The organism is Longimicrobiaceae bacterium (assembly GCA_035696245.1).
Lineage (GTDB): Bacteria > Gemmatimonadota > Gemmatimonadetes > Longimicrobiales > Longimicrobiaceae > DASRQW01.
The window spans coordinates 1-16,221 of sequence record DASRQW010000238.1; the positions used below are offsets into that span (position 1 = coordinate 1).

Annotated in this window: 11 protein-coding genes; 1 reads left to right on the forward strand and 10 read right to left on the reverse strand. The window is 71.2% G+C overall.

Going from position 1 to position 16,221, the window contains the following annotated elements; translation table 11 throughout:
• Positions 1-360: 360 nt before the first annotated feature.
• From VFE05_11275 to VFE05_11300, 6 genes are all read right to left on the reverse strand, one after another.
• Positions 361-840: a DoxX family protein gene (locus VFE05_11275; GenBank protein ID HET6230640.1), complete on the reverse strand. Its 480-nt coding sequence runs from the start codon at positions 838-840 to the stop codon at positions 361-363.
• Positions 841-1,045: 205 nt separating this feature from the next.
• Positions 1,046-1,528, reverse strand: coding sequence for an SRPBCC family protein (locus VFE05_11280; GenBank protein ID HET6230641.1), 483 nt, complete (start codon positions 1,526-1,528; stop codon positions 1,046-1,048).
• Positions 1,512-1,862, reverse strand: coding sequence for a metalloregulator ArsR/SmtB family transcription factor (locus VFE05_11285; GenBank protein ID HET6230642.1), 351 nt, complete (start codon positions 1,860-1,862; stop codon positions 1,512-1,514). The genes VFE05_11280 and VFE05_11285 overlap by 17 nt, the downstream gene beginning before the upstream one ends.
• Positions 1,863-2,063: 201 nt before the next feature.
• Complete coding sequence (locus VFE05_11290) at positions 2,064-5,258, reverse strand: VIT domain-containing protein (GenBank protein ID HET6230643.1); 3,195 nt, start codon at positions 5,256-5,258, stop codon at positions 2,064-2,066.
• 417 nt (positions 5,259-5,675) lie between these two features.
• Positions 5,676-5,909, reverse strand: a complete 234-nt coding sequence (locus VFE05_11295) for a hypothetical protein (GenBank protein ID HET6230644.1) — start codon at positions 5,907-5,909, stop codon at positions 5,676-5,678.
• A 256-nt stretch (positions 5,910-6,165) separates the two neighbouring features.
• Complete coding sequence (locus VFE05_11300; protein ID HET6230645.1) at positions 6,166-7,566, reverse strand: L-cystine transporter; 1,401 nt, start codon at positions 7,564-7,566, stop codon at positions 6,166-6,168.
• Between the two features lie 724 nt (positions 7,567-8,290).
• Between VFE05_11300 and VFE05_11305 the strand changes: the two genes are divergently transcribed.
• Complete coding sequence (locus VFE05_11305) at positions 8,291-10,729, forward strand: ABC transporter permease (GenBank protein ID HET6230646.1); 2,439 nt, start codon at positions 8,291-8,293, stop codon at positions 10,727-10,729.
• A 155-nt stretch (positions 10,730-10,884) separates the two neighbouring features.
• Here VFE05_11305 and VFE05_11310 read toward each other — a convergent pair whose 3' ends face one another.
• From VFE05_11310 to VFE05_11325, 4 genes are all read right to left on the reverse strand, one after another.
• On the reverse strand, positions 10,885-12,492 hold the full coding sequence (locus VFE05_11310; protein HET6230647.1) for a hypothetical protein: 1,608 nt from the start codon (positions 12,490-12,492) through the stop codon (positions 10,885-10,887).
• Positions 12,493-12,734: 242 nt separating this feature from the next.
• On the reverse strand, positions 12,735-13,538 hold the full coding sequence (locus VFE05_11315) for a hypothetical protein (protein HET6230648.1): 804 nt from the start codon (positions 13,536-13,538) through the stop codon (positions 12,735-12,737).
• A 340-nt stretch (positions 13,539-13,878) separates the two neighbouring features.
• Positions 13,879-15,087 carry a type II secretion system F family protein gene (locus tag VFE05_11320; GenBank protein ID HET6230649.1) on the reverse strand — a complete coding sequence of 403 codons (1,209 nt, stop codon included), beginning with the start codon at positions 15,085-15,087 and terminating at the stop codon, positions 13,879-13,881.
• Positions 15,088-15,099: 12 nt separating this feature from the next.
• Positions 15,100-16,212, reverse strand: a complete 1,113-nt coding sequence (locus VFE05_11325) for a PilT/PilU family type 4a pilus ATPase (GenBank protein ID HET6230650.1) — start codon at positions 16,210-16,212, stop codon at positions 15,100-15,102.
• Positions 16,213-16,221: the final 9 nt, after the last annotated feature.

Below are 16,221 nucleotides of genomic sequence, written 5' to 3' on the forward strand. Positions count from 1 at the left end.
GGTGCCCCCTCCCCCAGCCCCTCCCCCGCAAGCGGGAGAGGGGAGTCTATTCTGTTGCGACGGTGATGGTTACGTTCGTTTTGGCTACACGCCGGCTCGCGTTTTCCTGAGGAAGGCGTTGGTGCGGAGACCCAATGACACGAGGCAGTGATATGACACGGCAACGAGCTCGACGCATCCGCTGATGCGCTCACCAGAATTCGTGATCGGCATCTCACCCCGCCGCGCCGAATCAGCGATGAGCTAACACTCCCCCCCGCAAGCAGTTCTCCCTTCTCCCGCTTGCGGGGGAGGGGCCGGGGGAGGGGGCGTCTTTCCGCAGCGACACCGCCTCAGTACCGAGCCGCTCTCCTCCAGCTTTCACTCCATCGCCACGCGGCGGCCGCGGTCGGCGACGCCGTCGTCGAATGCTCCGTGGCGCGAGCGGGAGCGGGCGAGGAGGGCGTCGATACTCCACTCGCCGGGGCCGGAGAAGACGAAGTACAGGAAGATGAAGCAGTAGAGAACGGCCGGCGTGCCCATGTTCGTGGCGGGGTACGGCGAGCCCGGCGCGTGGAACTGCCAGTACGCCACCGCCATCTCGCCGGATAGGATGAACGCGACCGGGCGCGTGAACAGCCCCAGCAGGATCAGCAGCCCGCCCACCGCCTCCAGCAGCGCGCCGATGGTCGTCTGTGAGGTGAGGTCGAACGGCGGCATGGGCGGCGACCCGGGCGGAGGTGGCGGGAAGCCGAAGAGCTTCATCGTCCCGAACATGAGGAAGGTCAATCCCGCGACGATGCGGAGCACGCTGAGCACTCGGCTAGGCCACGGCGCACGCGCCGGATCGTAGATCGACATCGGTTGCTCCATTTTTTCGGTTGATGTGCCCGCGATGCCGCCTGGCCCGCGGATGGGTTCCCGCCGAACATCGAACTACGCCGCGATCAACGACCGCAAAACATCTCCCGAACACACGTGCCGGACGCAGATCGAGAGTGGTCCTCTCCACCAGCGTCGATCCGGCGCGCGGGGATTCGACATCCGCGCGCCGGACCCGCTGCCCTCACGCGATATCGGCGACGCCGGCGAGGTACTCGGACAGGCGCTCGAGCGTCTGGTTGCCGCCCTCCACCGCGTACCCCATCACAGCCGCCCGCGCTTCGGGCGTGGGGAAGATGGTGCGGAGGGTGACCCGCGTCTTCCCGCCTTCTTCGCCGAAGGTGACGGTGACCTGGAAGCCGCGGCCGTCCTCCTCGCCCGTGCCGTGGGCGTACGCGAGCCGCTCGGGCCTCACCACCTCGGTGTACTCGATGAGGTTGGGATAGTCGGTGCCGTCCGGCCCGTGCATGATGAAGCGCCACACGCCGCCGGGCCGCGCGTCCTTCTCGTGCGTGGTCGTGCGGAACCCGCGCGGGCCCCACCACCGGCCGATCGCCTCGGCGTCGGTGAACGCGTCGAACACGCGGTCGCGCGGCGCGTCGAAGTCGCGGGTGATGACGAGCTCGCGGTCGGCGGTGTCCGTGGCGGCGTCAGTCGCTGTTGCCATCTCGCTGCTCCTTGCTCTGAAGTTCGTGGAGGTACTCGTCCAGCCGGTCGAAGCTCTCGTCCCAGAATCGGCGGTACTGCGCCACCCAGTCGGCCACCTCGCGCAGCGGCTCCGCCTGTAGCCGCGACGGCCGCCACTGCGCCTCGCGGCCGCGGGAGATGAGCCCCGCCCGCTCCAGCACGCGCAGGTGCTTGGAGACGGCGGGCAGGCTCATGGCGAACGGCTCCGCGAGCTGCGTGACCGTCGCCTCGCCCTCCGCGAGCCGGGCGAGGATGGCGCGGCGCGTGGGATCGGCCAGGGCGGCCAGGGTGGTGCTGAGCTGGTCGGACTGCATCACGTCTCCCGCTCGACTGCCCCATCAATTAAACCTACTGGTTAAATACACCGACTGCCGCGCCGCGTCAAGGCTCTTCATCGGCAGAAAACCAACGAAGCGCCGGCCGAGGCCGAAACGTAGCGGCGGGCTGAGACGCGCATCCGACGCACGCCGGCCGTACATCTACCGTTCTGGAGATGTACGGCCGGCAAAGCGGCGTCACCGCGCGGGGACGTCGATGCTGGCAAGGTGGCGTACGGCCGAGCTGTTGCCTTCCACCAGGCGGAACGGGAGGATCTGCACCGTGGGCCGATCTGCGTTGCGGTCGCTGCGCAGGACGACGAGCACGCCGCGGCTGACGCCCATCGCCCCGGCGCTGAAGTAGGTCACGCCCACGTGGTACGTGCCCGGGACGAGCTTGCCGGTGCGCACCACCTCGGGCCCGAAGCCCTGCGTGATGTCCTGGTACAGCTCCAGCCCCTGCGCGGTGGTCTTGTGGCTGAAGAAGCACTCCTCGCCCGCGGGATCGACCACGTGCAGGTCCACGTCGTTGCCGTCCGCGTCCCACGCCAGGGTCACGCGCAGGGCGTCGCGGCGTTCCAGGTCCACTCCGTACTCGGCTGCCTCGCCGCGGATCTCGGCGCGGCGGCGCGGCTCCTTCGCCATCCACGCGCGGAGCACGTAGCCCAACTCCTCGTGCACCACGCGCTGCGCATCGCGATACCACGCCGGGAAGGTCTGGCGCGTCGCATCCTCCAGCACGCGCGCGGCTTCCTGCTCGCGCCCGTCCTGCCACAGCATGAGCGCGAGATGGCGGTAGCCGTTGATGCGGTCCGGCCGCTGCGCCAGTGCGCGCCGCAGCGGCGTCTCGGCCAGGCGCGCGGCGTTCACGCGCAGGAGCAGGAGCCCGGCGCGCTGGAGAAGCTCGGGCTTGCCGTCTGCGACCTCCACGAGCGAGCCGAGGGCGCGCTCGGCCTCTTCGCGGCGGCCCAGGTTCACGTCGGCCTCGCCCAGCGCCTCGTAGACCTGCGGGTTCTCCGGATCGTACGGCTGCCAGTCGAGCGCCAGGTCGCGGAGCGCCGGCCAGTCGCGCCGGGCCCACAGCGCGTCCGCGAGCTGATTCCGCACGCTGCGGTCGCGCGGCTCCGCACGCAGCGCCGCGCGCAGGCTGTCCACGCGCTCCGCCGTCACCGGCGCGGGGCGCGTCCACGCCGGCGCCTTCATCCGCGCCGCCTCGCCCGCCGCGGGCGAGACCATCTGCCCCGCCGCGCGGCCCGCGACCTGTCCCTGCACGTCTCCTCCCGTAGCCTGCCCTGGCACGACAGGAGCCGGCGGCGGCGGCGGTGGGGGAGGAGGTGGCGGCGGCGCGGGCGGCGGCGGGCCTGCCGACGCCTCGTCCGCGGCGGCGGCGGGCTCGCCGGCCTGCGCTTCCGCGCGCTCCTCCGGGGCCGCGTTCGTGGCCGTGGGGGGAAGGGGCACGTTCCCGTACGCCTCCCGCTCCCGGCGCGCCGGGAGCGAGTCGGCGTCCCGCTTGGGCGCCTCGGCCTGGGCGACCTGCAACGCGGCGGGGTCGCGGTCCACGCGGACGATGCCTTCCTCGCCGACGGCCAGAATCTCCGCCAGCGCGCGCCGGTCCAGCCCGAAGCGCCGGTAGTCGCGCTCCGTCTCCAGCACCAGCATGGTCGTGCGCGGCGAGAGCACGCGGTGCTCTACGGAGATGCGGACCTCCTCGCGTGCCAGAGCGGCGCGCGTGGAGTCGTCCGTGGTGCGGCTGGCGCGCTCGTCCAGCTCCTGGATGTACGCGCGGTACGCCTCGCGCTCCAGCAGCGGCGCGAAGCTGCCGGCCGGCAGCGGCTCCGCGGCGGCAGCCACCATCGTCCTGCCCGGCCCGCTCAGGCGCGGCGACGGACGCGCGCCGGGCTTGAGCCGCGCCAGCACCAGCACCTCGTCGCCCGGCTGCACGTCTTCTCCGCCCGCCGCCTGCACCCACTCCGCGCCGGGGTCGCTCGCCGCGAACGACACGCCGGGCGGCAGCGCGAGGCGGCGAGCTGCCGCGGCGACCCGCGCATCGAGCGAGTCGGTGAACGGGATGGCGACGATGCGGCCCCGCCCGCCCGTCATCATCCGTAGCGTCGCGGCGTCCTGGCGCGCGCCCAGCACCAGCGCGTGCACCGTGGTGGTGGTCGGGATGGAGTCCGCCGCGGCGCGAAGCTGCGCGGGATCCACCGTGCCCATCGTCCCCACGCCGTCCGTCTGCACCACGATCATCGCGTCGGGCCGCGAGCGAGCGACGGATGCCGCGTCCCGCAGCACGGCGCCCAGGTCGGTGCCGCCCAGGTAGCGCCGCGCCCGCAGCGCCGCGCCGACCCGCGCCGCGACCTGCGCCGCCGAGCCGGAGGCGATCCGCGTGACGCGGTGGTCGAACGCCCGCACCTCCACCGCGTCGCGCTCCGGCAGCGCGGCCAGCAGCCGCTCGACCGCGCGGATCCGGTGCTCCGCCCCGTCGGCGCCCGACGCGGAGGTGTCGAGATAGAAGACCCAGCCCCGCGCACCGGCATCCATCGGCCGCGGCTGCACGGCGGGCCGGAACGCCGCCACGTAGAACCCGCCGGCCGACAGCACCTGTGCGGCGGAGGCACCGGCGTCGGCCCGCCACGCCACCTGGAGGTCGTGATCGGGGACGAAATCCTCGTCCGAGCGGTTGATGATGCGCACCGCGCCCGCGTTGCGCACCCGGCCCGGACCGGCGGCCTGTATGAACGTCTCCTGCCGTCCCGTCTCGCCCGGCAGGCCACGGAAGCTGCCATGGAAGGTGAAGAGCCCCACCTTCGGCAGCCCGCGCAGCGGCAGGCTCCAGCTGCGCTCGCCGCCCGTCTGCCGCAGCAGCGACGTGTAGCCCAGCACCAGCCGCACCGTCCCGCCCGCCTCGATGGGGAACACGCGCGCCGAGAAGCGGTTGCCCGCCTCCTGGTCCAGCATGGCCGGGTCGCGCAGCTCGTGCAGGATCTGATCGTAGACCTGGTGCGCGCGCAGCCGCTCCACGACCTCGCCCTCCATGAGGTGCCCATCCACCTCCTTGGCGAAGCGGCTCACCGTAGCGCCCTCGGGCAGCACGGCGCTGAACCGCCCCTCCATGCGCCGCTGGCGCGGGTTGCGGAAGCGCATCTCCACCTCGGTCAGCGCGAGCATGCCGTGCACCGCCGTCCGCACGTCCAGCCGCTCCAGCACAAGGTCCTGCCCGTCGGGGTCGGACAGCGCGAAAGGCGACGGCGCGGGCGCGGTGTCGGGCGAGGCCGCCAGCAGGTGGATGTTCGCTGCGGGCCCGGTAGATGGGTCGCGCGCCAGCCCGGCGGCGGGCAGCGCGGCCAGACCCGCAAGGGGCAGCAGGATGCGGAGATGTCTGAAGAGCGTCACGGGAAGGCGCGGGTGTGGAGGATGGGACCACGGAAAAGGCACGCTGTGGAACGCCCCGCATCTTACGCTTCTGCCACAACTCCGTCCAGTATTCGTCGGATGAGCGGCATCCCATCCCCCGCTCCACTACGCTTGAACCCCCGGGAGATGCGGATCAACCCGCTCGTTCGCCGCTTTGCGATCCAGCGAACCGCACATCGATCGGCGGGATACGCCGATGACGCTCTCTCGATCGGGTAGATCGCATCTGGCGAGGTCGCACTCTCTCCAGCAGCCGGCGAAGCCGCGGCTCATATCGAACGCGGCATCTACCAACGAATCGGCGCGCGGACCGAAGCATCGATCCACGCGCCGTTCGTCGTCTGCTCATCCTCCGTCGTCGCCAACCCGGAGGAAGATCACTCGTCGGAGAAGCGATCAGAAGCCGCCGCCGCCCCCGCCGCCGCTCCCACCGCCGCTGGTGTTGCCGGAGCAGTCGCCCTCGGTGCCCACGAAGACGAACTTCTTGAGCGTGTAGTTATACGAGTACAAGTAGTGGCAGGCCGTGTCCCGGCGCACGGCGGACCGCTTGGCCGCCAGATCGGGCGCGGTGGGGCTGGACGAGCAGGCGCCCAGCAAGAGCGGAAGGAGGAAGACGAGACGGCGCGGCATCGTGCACTCCGGGGTTGCAAGGGTGGGATTTTCCGCCAGGATCGTACACTTCCCCTGGGGGAGGCGTACGATCGCAGGATAGGGATGCCCGGTCCGGAAACACAAGCATCTCGATCTCGAGCCCGCTCCCCTGCACCATTTCCGCAGCTATGCCTCCGAACGTCGCATCTCCATTCGCTATTCACGAAGGATGGACGGCGCTCGGCGTCGAGCAGCCGGAGCGAGCGCCGGGTGCCCGTCCCGTGCCCGGCCGCGCTCAGACCACGGCGCGCATCGGGGCCGGGGCGGGCTCGTCCACGCTTGCGGGCGCCCCGAGGTCGGACGAGCGGAGGAGGCGGCTGGTGACCGCGCCGGCCGTCATCGCGCCGTTGACGTTGATGGCGGTGCGCCCCATGTCGATCAGCGGCTCGATGGAGATGAGCAGCCCCGCGAGCGCCACGGGCAGGTTCATGGCCGACAGCACCACGATGGCAGCAAACGTGGCGCCGCCGCCCACCCCCGCGATGCCGAACGAGCCCAGCGTGACCACCAGGACGAGCGTGAGGATGAAGTGCATGCTCGTGGGGTCCACGCCCGCGCTGGGCGCGATCATCACCGCCAGCATGGCCGGGTACAGCCCCGCGCACCCGTTCTGCCCGATGGTGGCGCCGAAGCTCGCCGCGAAGTTGGCGATGGCCGGCGGCACGCCCAGCCTGTCCACCTGCGCCTCCACGTTCAGCGGGATCGTCGCCGCGCTCGAGCGCGAGGTGAACGCGAACGTCAGCACCGGCCACACCTGCCTGTAGTAGCGCCACGGGTTGACGCCGGCCAGCGCCAGGGCTGCCGCGTGCACGCCCAGGATCAGCGCCAGACCCACGTACGACGCCGCCACGAAGCGGATCAGCCCCAGCACGTCTGCCGGGTCCGACGTGGCGACCACCTTCGTCATCAGCGCCAGCACGCCGTACGGCGTAAGGCGGATGACCATGCGCACCAGGCGCATCACCAGCTTCTGCACGGTGTCGATGCCGGCCGCCACGCGCCGCCCGGCCTCCGGGTCGCTCCGCCGCAGGCCCAGCGCCGCCACCCCCAGCAGCGCCGCGAAGACGACGACGGCGATCATGGACGTGGGCCGCGAGCCCGCCAGGTCCGCGAACGGGTTGGTGGGGATGAAGGAGAGGAGGAGCTGCGGTACGTCCAGCCCCGCGACCTCCGTCGCCTTGCCTTCGATCACCGCGGCCTGCGCCACCTCGCGCGTCCCGCGCACGAGGCCGCCCACCTGGAGCCCGAACAGCCGCGCCATCCCGATCCCGATGGCGGCGGAGATGGCGGTGGTCACCATCAGCATGCCCAGCACGCCCGCGCCGATCTTCCCCAGCGCCCGCGCGTCGTCCAGCCGCGTCACGGCGGAGAGGATGGAGACCAGCACCAGCGGCGTGACGATCATCTGGAGCAGCCGCACGTACGCGCCGCCCACCACGCCCACCCAGCTCACCGTGCCCTCCACCGCCGGCGAGCCCGTGCCGTACACCGCCTGCATCGCCGCCCCCAGCGCCGCGCCGAGCACCAGCGCCACCAGCACGTTCTTCGACAGCGCCGCGCCGCCCTTCCCGCGCCGCGCCAGCCACGCGAGCGCCAGCGCGAACACCGCCAGGTTCAGCATCACCGCGTAGATCATGGTCTCTCCAGGCGCTCTCGCCGCAGCGGCGTGCCATTCGGGGAATCGTGAAACCGGCTCTCCGGAGATGGAGTACGTCCGTTCGGGGGCGCCGCCAGAACCCGCGGACAACAAAAAGCCCTCCCGAAGAGGGGAGGGCCGGAACGGTCGATCGCGCGCTATCCGCTCGATCTACGCGCGCGCCACCACGCGCGCCCGCCCACCCGACTCCCCCACCGGAGAGGCGCAGCGACAACAGCAGGCGGAAGCGAAGATGGCGAGCATGGTCGGTCGGTAGATGGAATTCGCGCGTCGGATGATTCGATGCTTCCGGAGTGTAGCGGAAGCCGCGCGCCGCTGTCAACCCGGCCCTGCGTCACGATTCACCGGAGCGCTGCGATGTCCGATCCTGGGACGCGGTTTCCCAGCGACGGACAGGCAGCGCGGCACCGCATCTATCTAAGCAGTTGCAGCCCATCGCGTTGGCCGAGTACGGCACCGGGCACGGCATTCGCCCCCTGTCCAACCATCGGCAGAGGTCGTCCCAACCCTCCCGACTATCCATCCCCGACCGACGACAGACGCGATGCCGAGGCGCCGCAACGCCGGAGCCCATCACACGTCTCGCCCGACAACCATCGACGGGCAGTCGAGAAGCATTCCCCAGCAGCGATGATCCTACGCCTCCGAGCGGCCTGCTCGCGGCGTTCCCGGCAGAAGCCGGTCTCCAGACGGAAGTACTCTCATGAGCGCCATCCCCGCCGTACTCCTCGACCTGCGCCTGGCCGCCAAGTCGCTGCTCCGCTCCCCCGGCTTCACCCTCGTCGCCATCGTCACGCTGGGGCTGGGCATCGGCGCCAACACGTCGATGTTCAGCATCCTCAGCGGATACATGCTGCGGCCGGCGCCGTATGCCGGCAGCGACCGGCTGGACCGCATCTACCGCAGCACGCCCGGCGAGCCCCGCGGCCCCGTATCGACCGCGGACTACCTGGACCTGAAGTCGGAGATGGGCGGCTACGGCGAGATCGCGGCGTACGGCAACTCGGAGATGAGCCTCTCGGAGCCGGGCCAGCCGGCGGAGATGGTGCCGGCCCTGCGCGTCTCGGCGAACCTCTTCTCCACGCTGGGCACGCAGCCCCGCCTGGGCCGCGCCTTCCGTGCCGACGAGACCGTTCCCGGCAACCACCGCGTGCTCATCATCAGCCACCGGTACTGGCAGACCCGCTTCGGCGGAGACGCGCACATCGTGGGGCGCACCGTGCGCGTGGACGGCGAGCCGCACGAGATCGTGGGCGTGCTGCCGGAGACGTTCAGCGACTGGCGGCACCTGAGCTTCGTGGACGTGTACCGGCCGCTCGCCCTGGATGCGAAGGAGAGCCGCGACCGCAGCACGCGCTGGCTCCGCCTCGTGGGCCGCCGCTCCGGCGCGCTGCCTCAGGCGCAGGCCGACAGCTTCATCGCCAAGTTCGGCCGCCGCCTCGCCGGCCAGTACCCCGTCGCCAACGCCGGAAGCTCGTGGCGCGCGATCCCCATCGAGGACACGTTCCTCCAGGCGAACGGGCCGGTGATGATCACCATGCTGGTCTGCCTCTCCGGCTTCGTCCTGCTCATCGCCTGCTCCAACCTGGCGAACCTCCTCCTCGCCCGCACCATGGCCCGCGCGCGCGAGTTCGCCGTGCGCTCGGCCCTGGGCGCCTCGCGCCTCCAGGTCCTGCGCCCGCTGCTCGTGGAGTCGCTGCTGCTGGCGGCCGCGGGCGGCGTCTGCGCCATCTTCGTCGCCACGTGGACCTTCGATTGGCTGGCGGTGCGGAGCGCGGGCGACAACGGCGTGGGCGTCGCCCTCACGTTCGACTGGCACGTGCTGAGCTGGGCCGCGGGCGCCTGCCTGTTCACCGCGCTCGCGTTCGGCGTCGCCCCCGCGCTCTTCGTGCTGCGGCTGGACCTGAACAGCACGCTCCGGAGCGGTTCGCGCGGCAACACGGGCGACCGGGGCCACCAGCGCTTCCGCGATCTCCTCATCGTGGGCCAGTTCACGCTGGCGATGGTCCTGCTCGCGGGCGCCGGCATCATGGTGCGAGGGCTGTACGAGATGAACAACCGGCGGTACGGCTGGGAGTCCGCCCACCTCGTCACCGGCACCACGCTGCTGCCCGCAAGCGCGTATGCGGGAGACAAGGAGATCACCGGCTTCCAGCGCCTCGCCCTGGAACGCCTGGAGGCGCTGCCCGGCGTCGCCTCCGCCAGCATCTCGTACTCGATGCCGTTCTTCGGCCTGGCCGAGCCGCGCAAGTACCTGGTCGCGGGCCGCCTGGCGCCGGTGCGCGGGCACGAGCCGGGCGCCGTCATCAACGGCATCACCCCGCACTACTTCGAGACCGTCGGCACGCGCGTGCTCAGCGGGCGCGCCTTCGACGCGGGCGACGGCGCCGCGTCTCCCCGCGTCTTCATCATCAACCAGGCGATGGCGCGGGGCCTCTTCGCCGGCGAGAGCCCGCTCGGCCGCCGCATCGCCCAGGCCGGCGGCGATTCCACGCAGTGGGGCGAGATCGTGGGCGTGGTGGCCGACATCCAGTCCGTCTTTCCCGAGCCGAGCGCGTCCAGCTACCAGCTCTACCAGCCGATGGCGCAGGAGCCGCGGCGCTTCAACGAGATCGCCGTCCGCACCGCGGGCATCGCACCGGCGAGCCTCGTCGGCCCCATCCGCACCACCATGGCCTCGCTCGACCCGGACCTGGCTGTGCGCCAGCTCCAGCCCGCTCCCACCACCATCGCGCGCGCCAACTACCAGCTCGGCGTGCTGGCGAGCGTGCTCTCCGCGCTGGCGGCGCTCGGTCTGGGCCTGGCGTCGCTGGGCATCTACGGTGTCATCTCGCGCACCATGGCCCAGCGCCGCGGCGAGTTCGGCATCCGCCTCGCGCTGGGCGCCCAGGCGGGCGACATCACGCGCTTGGTGCTCACGTCCGGCGCCAGGCTCGCGCTCGCCGGCTCGGCCATCGGCCTGCTCGGCGCCTTCGGCATCACGCGCCTCATCGCGGCATCGTTCCCGAACATGCCCACCAACGGCGCCGCCGTCCTGGGCGGCGTCACCTTCCTGCTCGTGACCATCGCCCTCGTCGCCTGCTATCTCCCCGCCCGCCACGCCTCCAGGATCGCCCCCGCGGAGACGCTGGTGTCGCAGTAGCCGGCCCACCTGTTCATCGAAGGAGCTCGTCCTGCTCTGCATCTCGTAGAGTCCGCCGATCGCAGCCATCGATCCTTCCGCTCCGCCAGGACGACGAATCACCTTCCGGGCCCCGAGCGGCTGGGCGATGGCCGCGCCGCTCGGGGCCGAGTCCGCTAATTCGCTCCGTCGCGGTGGCGGTGGTCGGATGGCAGCGGGCTTACGGAGAACACCAGGTACGGCCTGCGCGAGAGGCCGCCCGAGATCGAGGCCGGGTAGCCCGCGTCGAGGCGGAGGATGCCCCGCGCCCGACGCGCCGGGACGAGCTGGAGCGTGGTGCCGAGGACGAGCGTGCCCAGCCGCTCCCGCCCGTCGCCCGCGGCCTCCCACCGCAGCGAGCCGGCACTGAAGAGGCCGGCGTCCAGCCCCCACGCGCGATTCAGCGCCGCCACGGGCATCGTCCGCTCCAGCGACGCGACGGCGATGCGGCGGGCGAGGCGCAGCTCGCGCGGGAACAGGGTGCGCGTCACGTCGGGCGTCGCAAGGCCGCGGACGTCGGGGTCGGGGTTCACCAGCAGCTCGCCGCCCAGCGTCGCCGTCCATCTCCCGGTCCCGGCACGGCGCACGGCGGTGAGCAGCCCGCGCGCGTTCGCCGCGTCGATGCGCTCGTTGCCCAGGTAGCCCGACGTCCACGCGTCGGCGCTCAGCAGCGTCGAGCGGCCCGGCAGCCACACGCGCCCCGCCCAGCCGTCCACATGCACCACCGCCCGCCGCGAAGCCACGTCCACGCCGGGCCCCACCAGGATCTCGCTCTCCAGCCCGTGCGGCACGTCCACCAGCACGCCCGGGCGCAGCAGCCACGTCACCGTGTCCCACCGCGCCGTGCGGCGGGCGATGCCGAAGTCCAGGGCGGCGTAGCTGCGCCGCACGTTTGCCGGGCCCACCAGCGTGTCTCCGAAGCCGGAGGCCAGCCGCGTGTGCTCGACCTCTGCGCCGGCGAGCAGCAGGGTGACGCCCGCCTCGGACGCGCGGACGCGCACGCCGCCCAGGAAGGCGGCGTTCTCGCGCAGGAACGAGCGCCCGCGGTCCGGCGTGGCCAGCACCGAGCGCCGCAGCCGCAGCTCGGCGGTGCGGCGGTCGAAGACGCTGCGCTCGGCCGTGCCCAGGCGGGCGGCCACGTCCCTGCCGTCGCGGAACGTCGCGACCCCCAGCGTGCCGGACAGGTTGGAGCCGGCGATGAACGGCGCCGCCAGCGTGACGCCCACGCCCATGCGCTGGTTGCGCATCTCCAGGCGCGCGCCCACCTCGTTGCCCGTGCCCATCAGGTTGCGCTCCTGCACGCCCACGCCCGCGCCGCCGCCGCGCACGCTCACCCGCGGCTGCGTGCTCCACGTGTCGCGCGTGGCCACGACCAGGTCCACGCCGCCTGCCCCGGCGCACCGCCTGGCGCTGATGCGCACGTCGTCCAGGTAGCGAAGCTGCCGTAGCCGCCGCAGCGACTCGGCCACGGCCAGGCTGTCCACCGTGTCGCCCGCCGCGAAGAGCAGGCGCCGCCGCACCGTGGACTCGCGGGTGCGCACGTGCAGGCGCCCCAGCACCCGGGCGGCGCCGGGCAGGTCCGCCGGGGCCTGCGTCTGCACCGCCACGGAGAAGATACGCGCCCCGGACAGGGCGCCCAGCCCGGTGCGCGACTCCGTCTCGGTGCACTCCTGTGCCGCCGCCCGCGTGCAGGCGAGCACGGCGCAGGCCAAGGCGAGCGGGATGAGGAGCGGCGTGGCTTTCATACGGGTACCGCGGGTTCCGCGGGCCGCCTCCGCGAGCGCGTCCGCGCCCACGGCTGGCCGGCCGGCTGAGGTGTCGTGCCCCTCGCCACCGTGCATCTTTCGGGCCCTTCCGACGCGAACCCGATGCACCGTAAGTTGTTATCTTCGCGTAATCTACCCACTCTGCACACCCGGACGGGCGGGCAAGGTCCGAACCTGGTCTCGCCCGCCGCTGGACGCTACTTCCCGCGCCTCCGATCCGCCTACGCCGCCCTCGCCCCGGGCCCGGCCACGTCCCGCTTGGTCACCGAGAGATAGACGACCAGCGCGAGGATGGTGACGAGGAAGAGCGCGCTCGTGCCCACCGTGCCCAGCCCCAGGCCGCCATCCTTCGGAGCCTGCGACAGGTAGTCGCCGATGGAGGCGCCCAGCGGCCGCGTGAGGATGTAGGCGAGCCAGAAGGCGAGGATGCCGTTCATCCGCAGCCGGAAGTGCGCGACGGCCACGACGGCGATCAGCCCGGCGAACATCGCGGCAGACAGCAGGTAGCCCACCTGCATGCGCTCCGCCACCAGGTCGCCCGCCGCCGTGCCCAGCGCGAAGGTGAAGAGGATCGCCAGCCAGTAGAACGCCTCGCGCCGGGTGGTCTGGATGGTGTGCACCGACAGCGTCCTCTCCTTCGCGTACCAGATCGCGAACGTAGCGGCCAGCAGCGCGCTGAATACCGCCGTCGACGCCACCAGCGAGACGCCCAGGCTGTCCGTCAGGTTGTCGGTGATCAGGGTGCCCACCACGCTGAGGAGCACCACCGCCAGCCAGTAGAGGCCGGGGATGTACCGCCGGGCCCTGAATTCGAAGAAGAGGGTCACCAGTAGCAGCCCGCCCATCAGATACGTCGTGTTGGTCAGGCCCAGGTTCAGGTTCACGTTCAGGTAGTCGGCGAACGTCTCGCCCACCGTGGTGCACAGGACCTTGATCAGCCAGAAGTACAGCGTGATCTCGGGCACCTTGTTCAGCATCTGCCGGCCGGCTTCGGCCGCCGGGTTCCGCGGCGCAGCGTCGTTCATGGCCACCTTCAGTGCGTTGTGGGGCGGATCGCCGTCGATCCCGTCCCGGACGGATGCGGCCGCCGGAGGATACCCGGACCGGTCTCCATCCGCGCCGGGAATCGCGGCGTTCGACGACGTCGTCTCTCAATCATCGCACCGCGTACATTGCGGCAGGATAACCGAGGGGAATCGGGCGATGCGCTTCCGCCGGTCCGCCGGGCATCGAATCGGACGATCATCTGCATCCGATCGACACCTCTGCGGATCGACAGAGCACACAAACGTATCGAGCCCGCTCCCCGTCATCGGGAAGCGGGCTCGATACGTCGGCGTCGCCGGCCGCGCGGGACCTGCTCTGCTACCCCTGCGCCTGCGCCGCCTTCATCAGGTCGAACATGGGGAGGTACATGGCGACGACCATGCCGCCGATCACCACGCCCATGACCACGATCATGATGGGCTCCAGCACCGAGGTCAGCGCCGTCACGGCCGTGTCGACCTCGTCGTCGTAGAAGTCGGCGATCTTGCTCAGCATCTCGTCCAGGCCGCCCGTCTGCTCGCCCACGTTGATCATCTGCACCACCATGGGCGGGAAGACGCCCGAGGCCTTGAGCGGCTCGCTGATGGTGGCGCCCCCGGCGATGGAGGCGCGGCTCGCCATGACCGCGTCGTGGATCACGCGGTTGCCAGACGTGCGCGCCGTGATCTGCAGGCCCTCCAGGATGCTCACGCCCGACGAGACCAGCGTGCCCAGCGTGCGCGTGAAGCGCGACACGGCCGACTTGCGGAGCAGGTCGCCCAGCACCGGCATCTTCAGCATCAGCCGGTCGATCACCAGCTGCCCGTTCTCGGTGCCGTAGTACCGCTTCAGCAGGTAGAGCGCGATGCCGACGCCGATGAACATGAACAGGATGTAGCTCTGCAGGAAGCTGCTGGCCGCCAGCACCACGCGGGTGGGCATGGGCAGCTCCAGGCCGGCGTCGGTGAAGATGCCGGCGAACACGGGCACCACCTTCCACAGCAGCACCGTGGTGGCGATGATCACCACCGCCAGCATCACGCCGGGGTAGGTCATGGCGCCCTTGATCTTGCGCATCAGGGCGTCGTTCTTCTCCAGGAACACCGCCAGGCGCAGCAGGATGGTGTCCAGGATGCCGCCCGCCTCGCCCGCCGCCACCATGTTCACGTACAGGTCGGTGAACACCTTGGGGTGCTTGCCCATGGAGTCGGCCAGCGTCTGGCCGCTCTGGATGTCCTGGAGCACCTGCGAGATCACGGCCTGGAAGGGCTTGTTCTCGGTCTGCTCGGCCAGGATGGTGAGGCTCTGCACCAGCGGCAGGCCGGAGTTGATCATCGTCGCGAACTGGCGGGTGAAGATCACCACGTCGCGCGTCTTGATCCCCGTGCCGATCTGGAACTTCAGGTCCTTGGGCTTGGCCTTGACCCGCACCGGCATCAGGCGCTGGCGGCGCAGCCACCCGATGACCTCGTCCTGCGTGGGCAGGTCGATCTCGCCGGTGGTCAGCTCGCCCGTGGCCGACCGGGCGCTGTAGTTGAAGACGGGCATCTGCGTCTCGGGTTACGCGGGAACCGGCTCTCCGACGGCGCGGAGGAACTCGGCCTGGTCGGACGAGTGCTTCAGGCACTCCTCCAGGGTCACCTCGCGCTGCATGTACAGCTGGTACAGCGCGTCGTTCAGCGTCTGCATGCCGTGCTTCTTGCCGGCCTGCATGATGGAGTAGATCTGGTGCACCTTGTCGTCGCGGATGCAGGCGCGGATGGCCGGCGTGCACACCATGATCTCGGCCGCCATGCTGCGGCCGCGGCCGCGCGCCTTGGGCAGCAGCTGCTGCGTGAGCACGCCCTCCAGCACGAATGCCAGCTGCGCGCGGATCTGCGACTGCTGGTGCGCGGGGAAGACGTCGATCACGCGGTTGATGGTCTCGGCCGCGCTGTTCGTGTGCAGCGTGGCCAGGCACAGGTGGCCCGTCTCGGCGATAGTGAGGGCGGCCTGGATCGTCTCCAGGTCGCGCATCTCGCCCACCAGGATCACGTCGGGGTCCTGCCGCAGCGCGTACTTGAGCGCCGCCCCGAAGCTGCGCGTGTCGGCCCCCACCTCGCGCTGGTTCACCATGCACCCCTGGTGGCGGTGGATGAACTCGATGGGGTCCTCGATGGTGAGGATGTGGCCGCGCCGCTCCTTGTTGATCTTGTCCAGCATCGCCGCCAGCGTCGTGCTCTTCCCCGAGCCCGTGGGGCCGGTCACGAGGACGAGGCCGCGCGGCTTCTCGGCCAGCTTCTGCACGATGGGGGGAAGGCGCAGCTCCTCGAACGTCTGGATCTTGAACGGGATCTGCCGCACCGCCAGCGCCACGCAGCCGCGCTGGCGGTACACGTTGCCGCGGAAGCGCGCCAGGTTCTGGATGCCGAACGAGAAGTCCAGCTCGTCCTCGGTCTCGAACCGCTTCTTCTGGTTCTCGGTGAGGATCGAGTAGGTGAGCTGGAGCGTGTCCTTGGGCGTCAGGATGTGGTTGGTGCCGCTGTCGGTGATGTTGCCGTCCACGCGCAGCTTGGGGCGCTCGCCCGCGGTCACGTGCAGGTCCGAGGCGCCGCGCTCGATCATCTCCTCGAGCAGCGCGCGCAGGTTCACGCCCGTGGGGGCGGCCGCGGGCTGGGTGGTGCTGGTGGTCATCTTCTCACG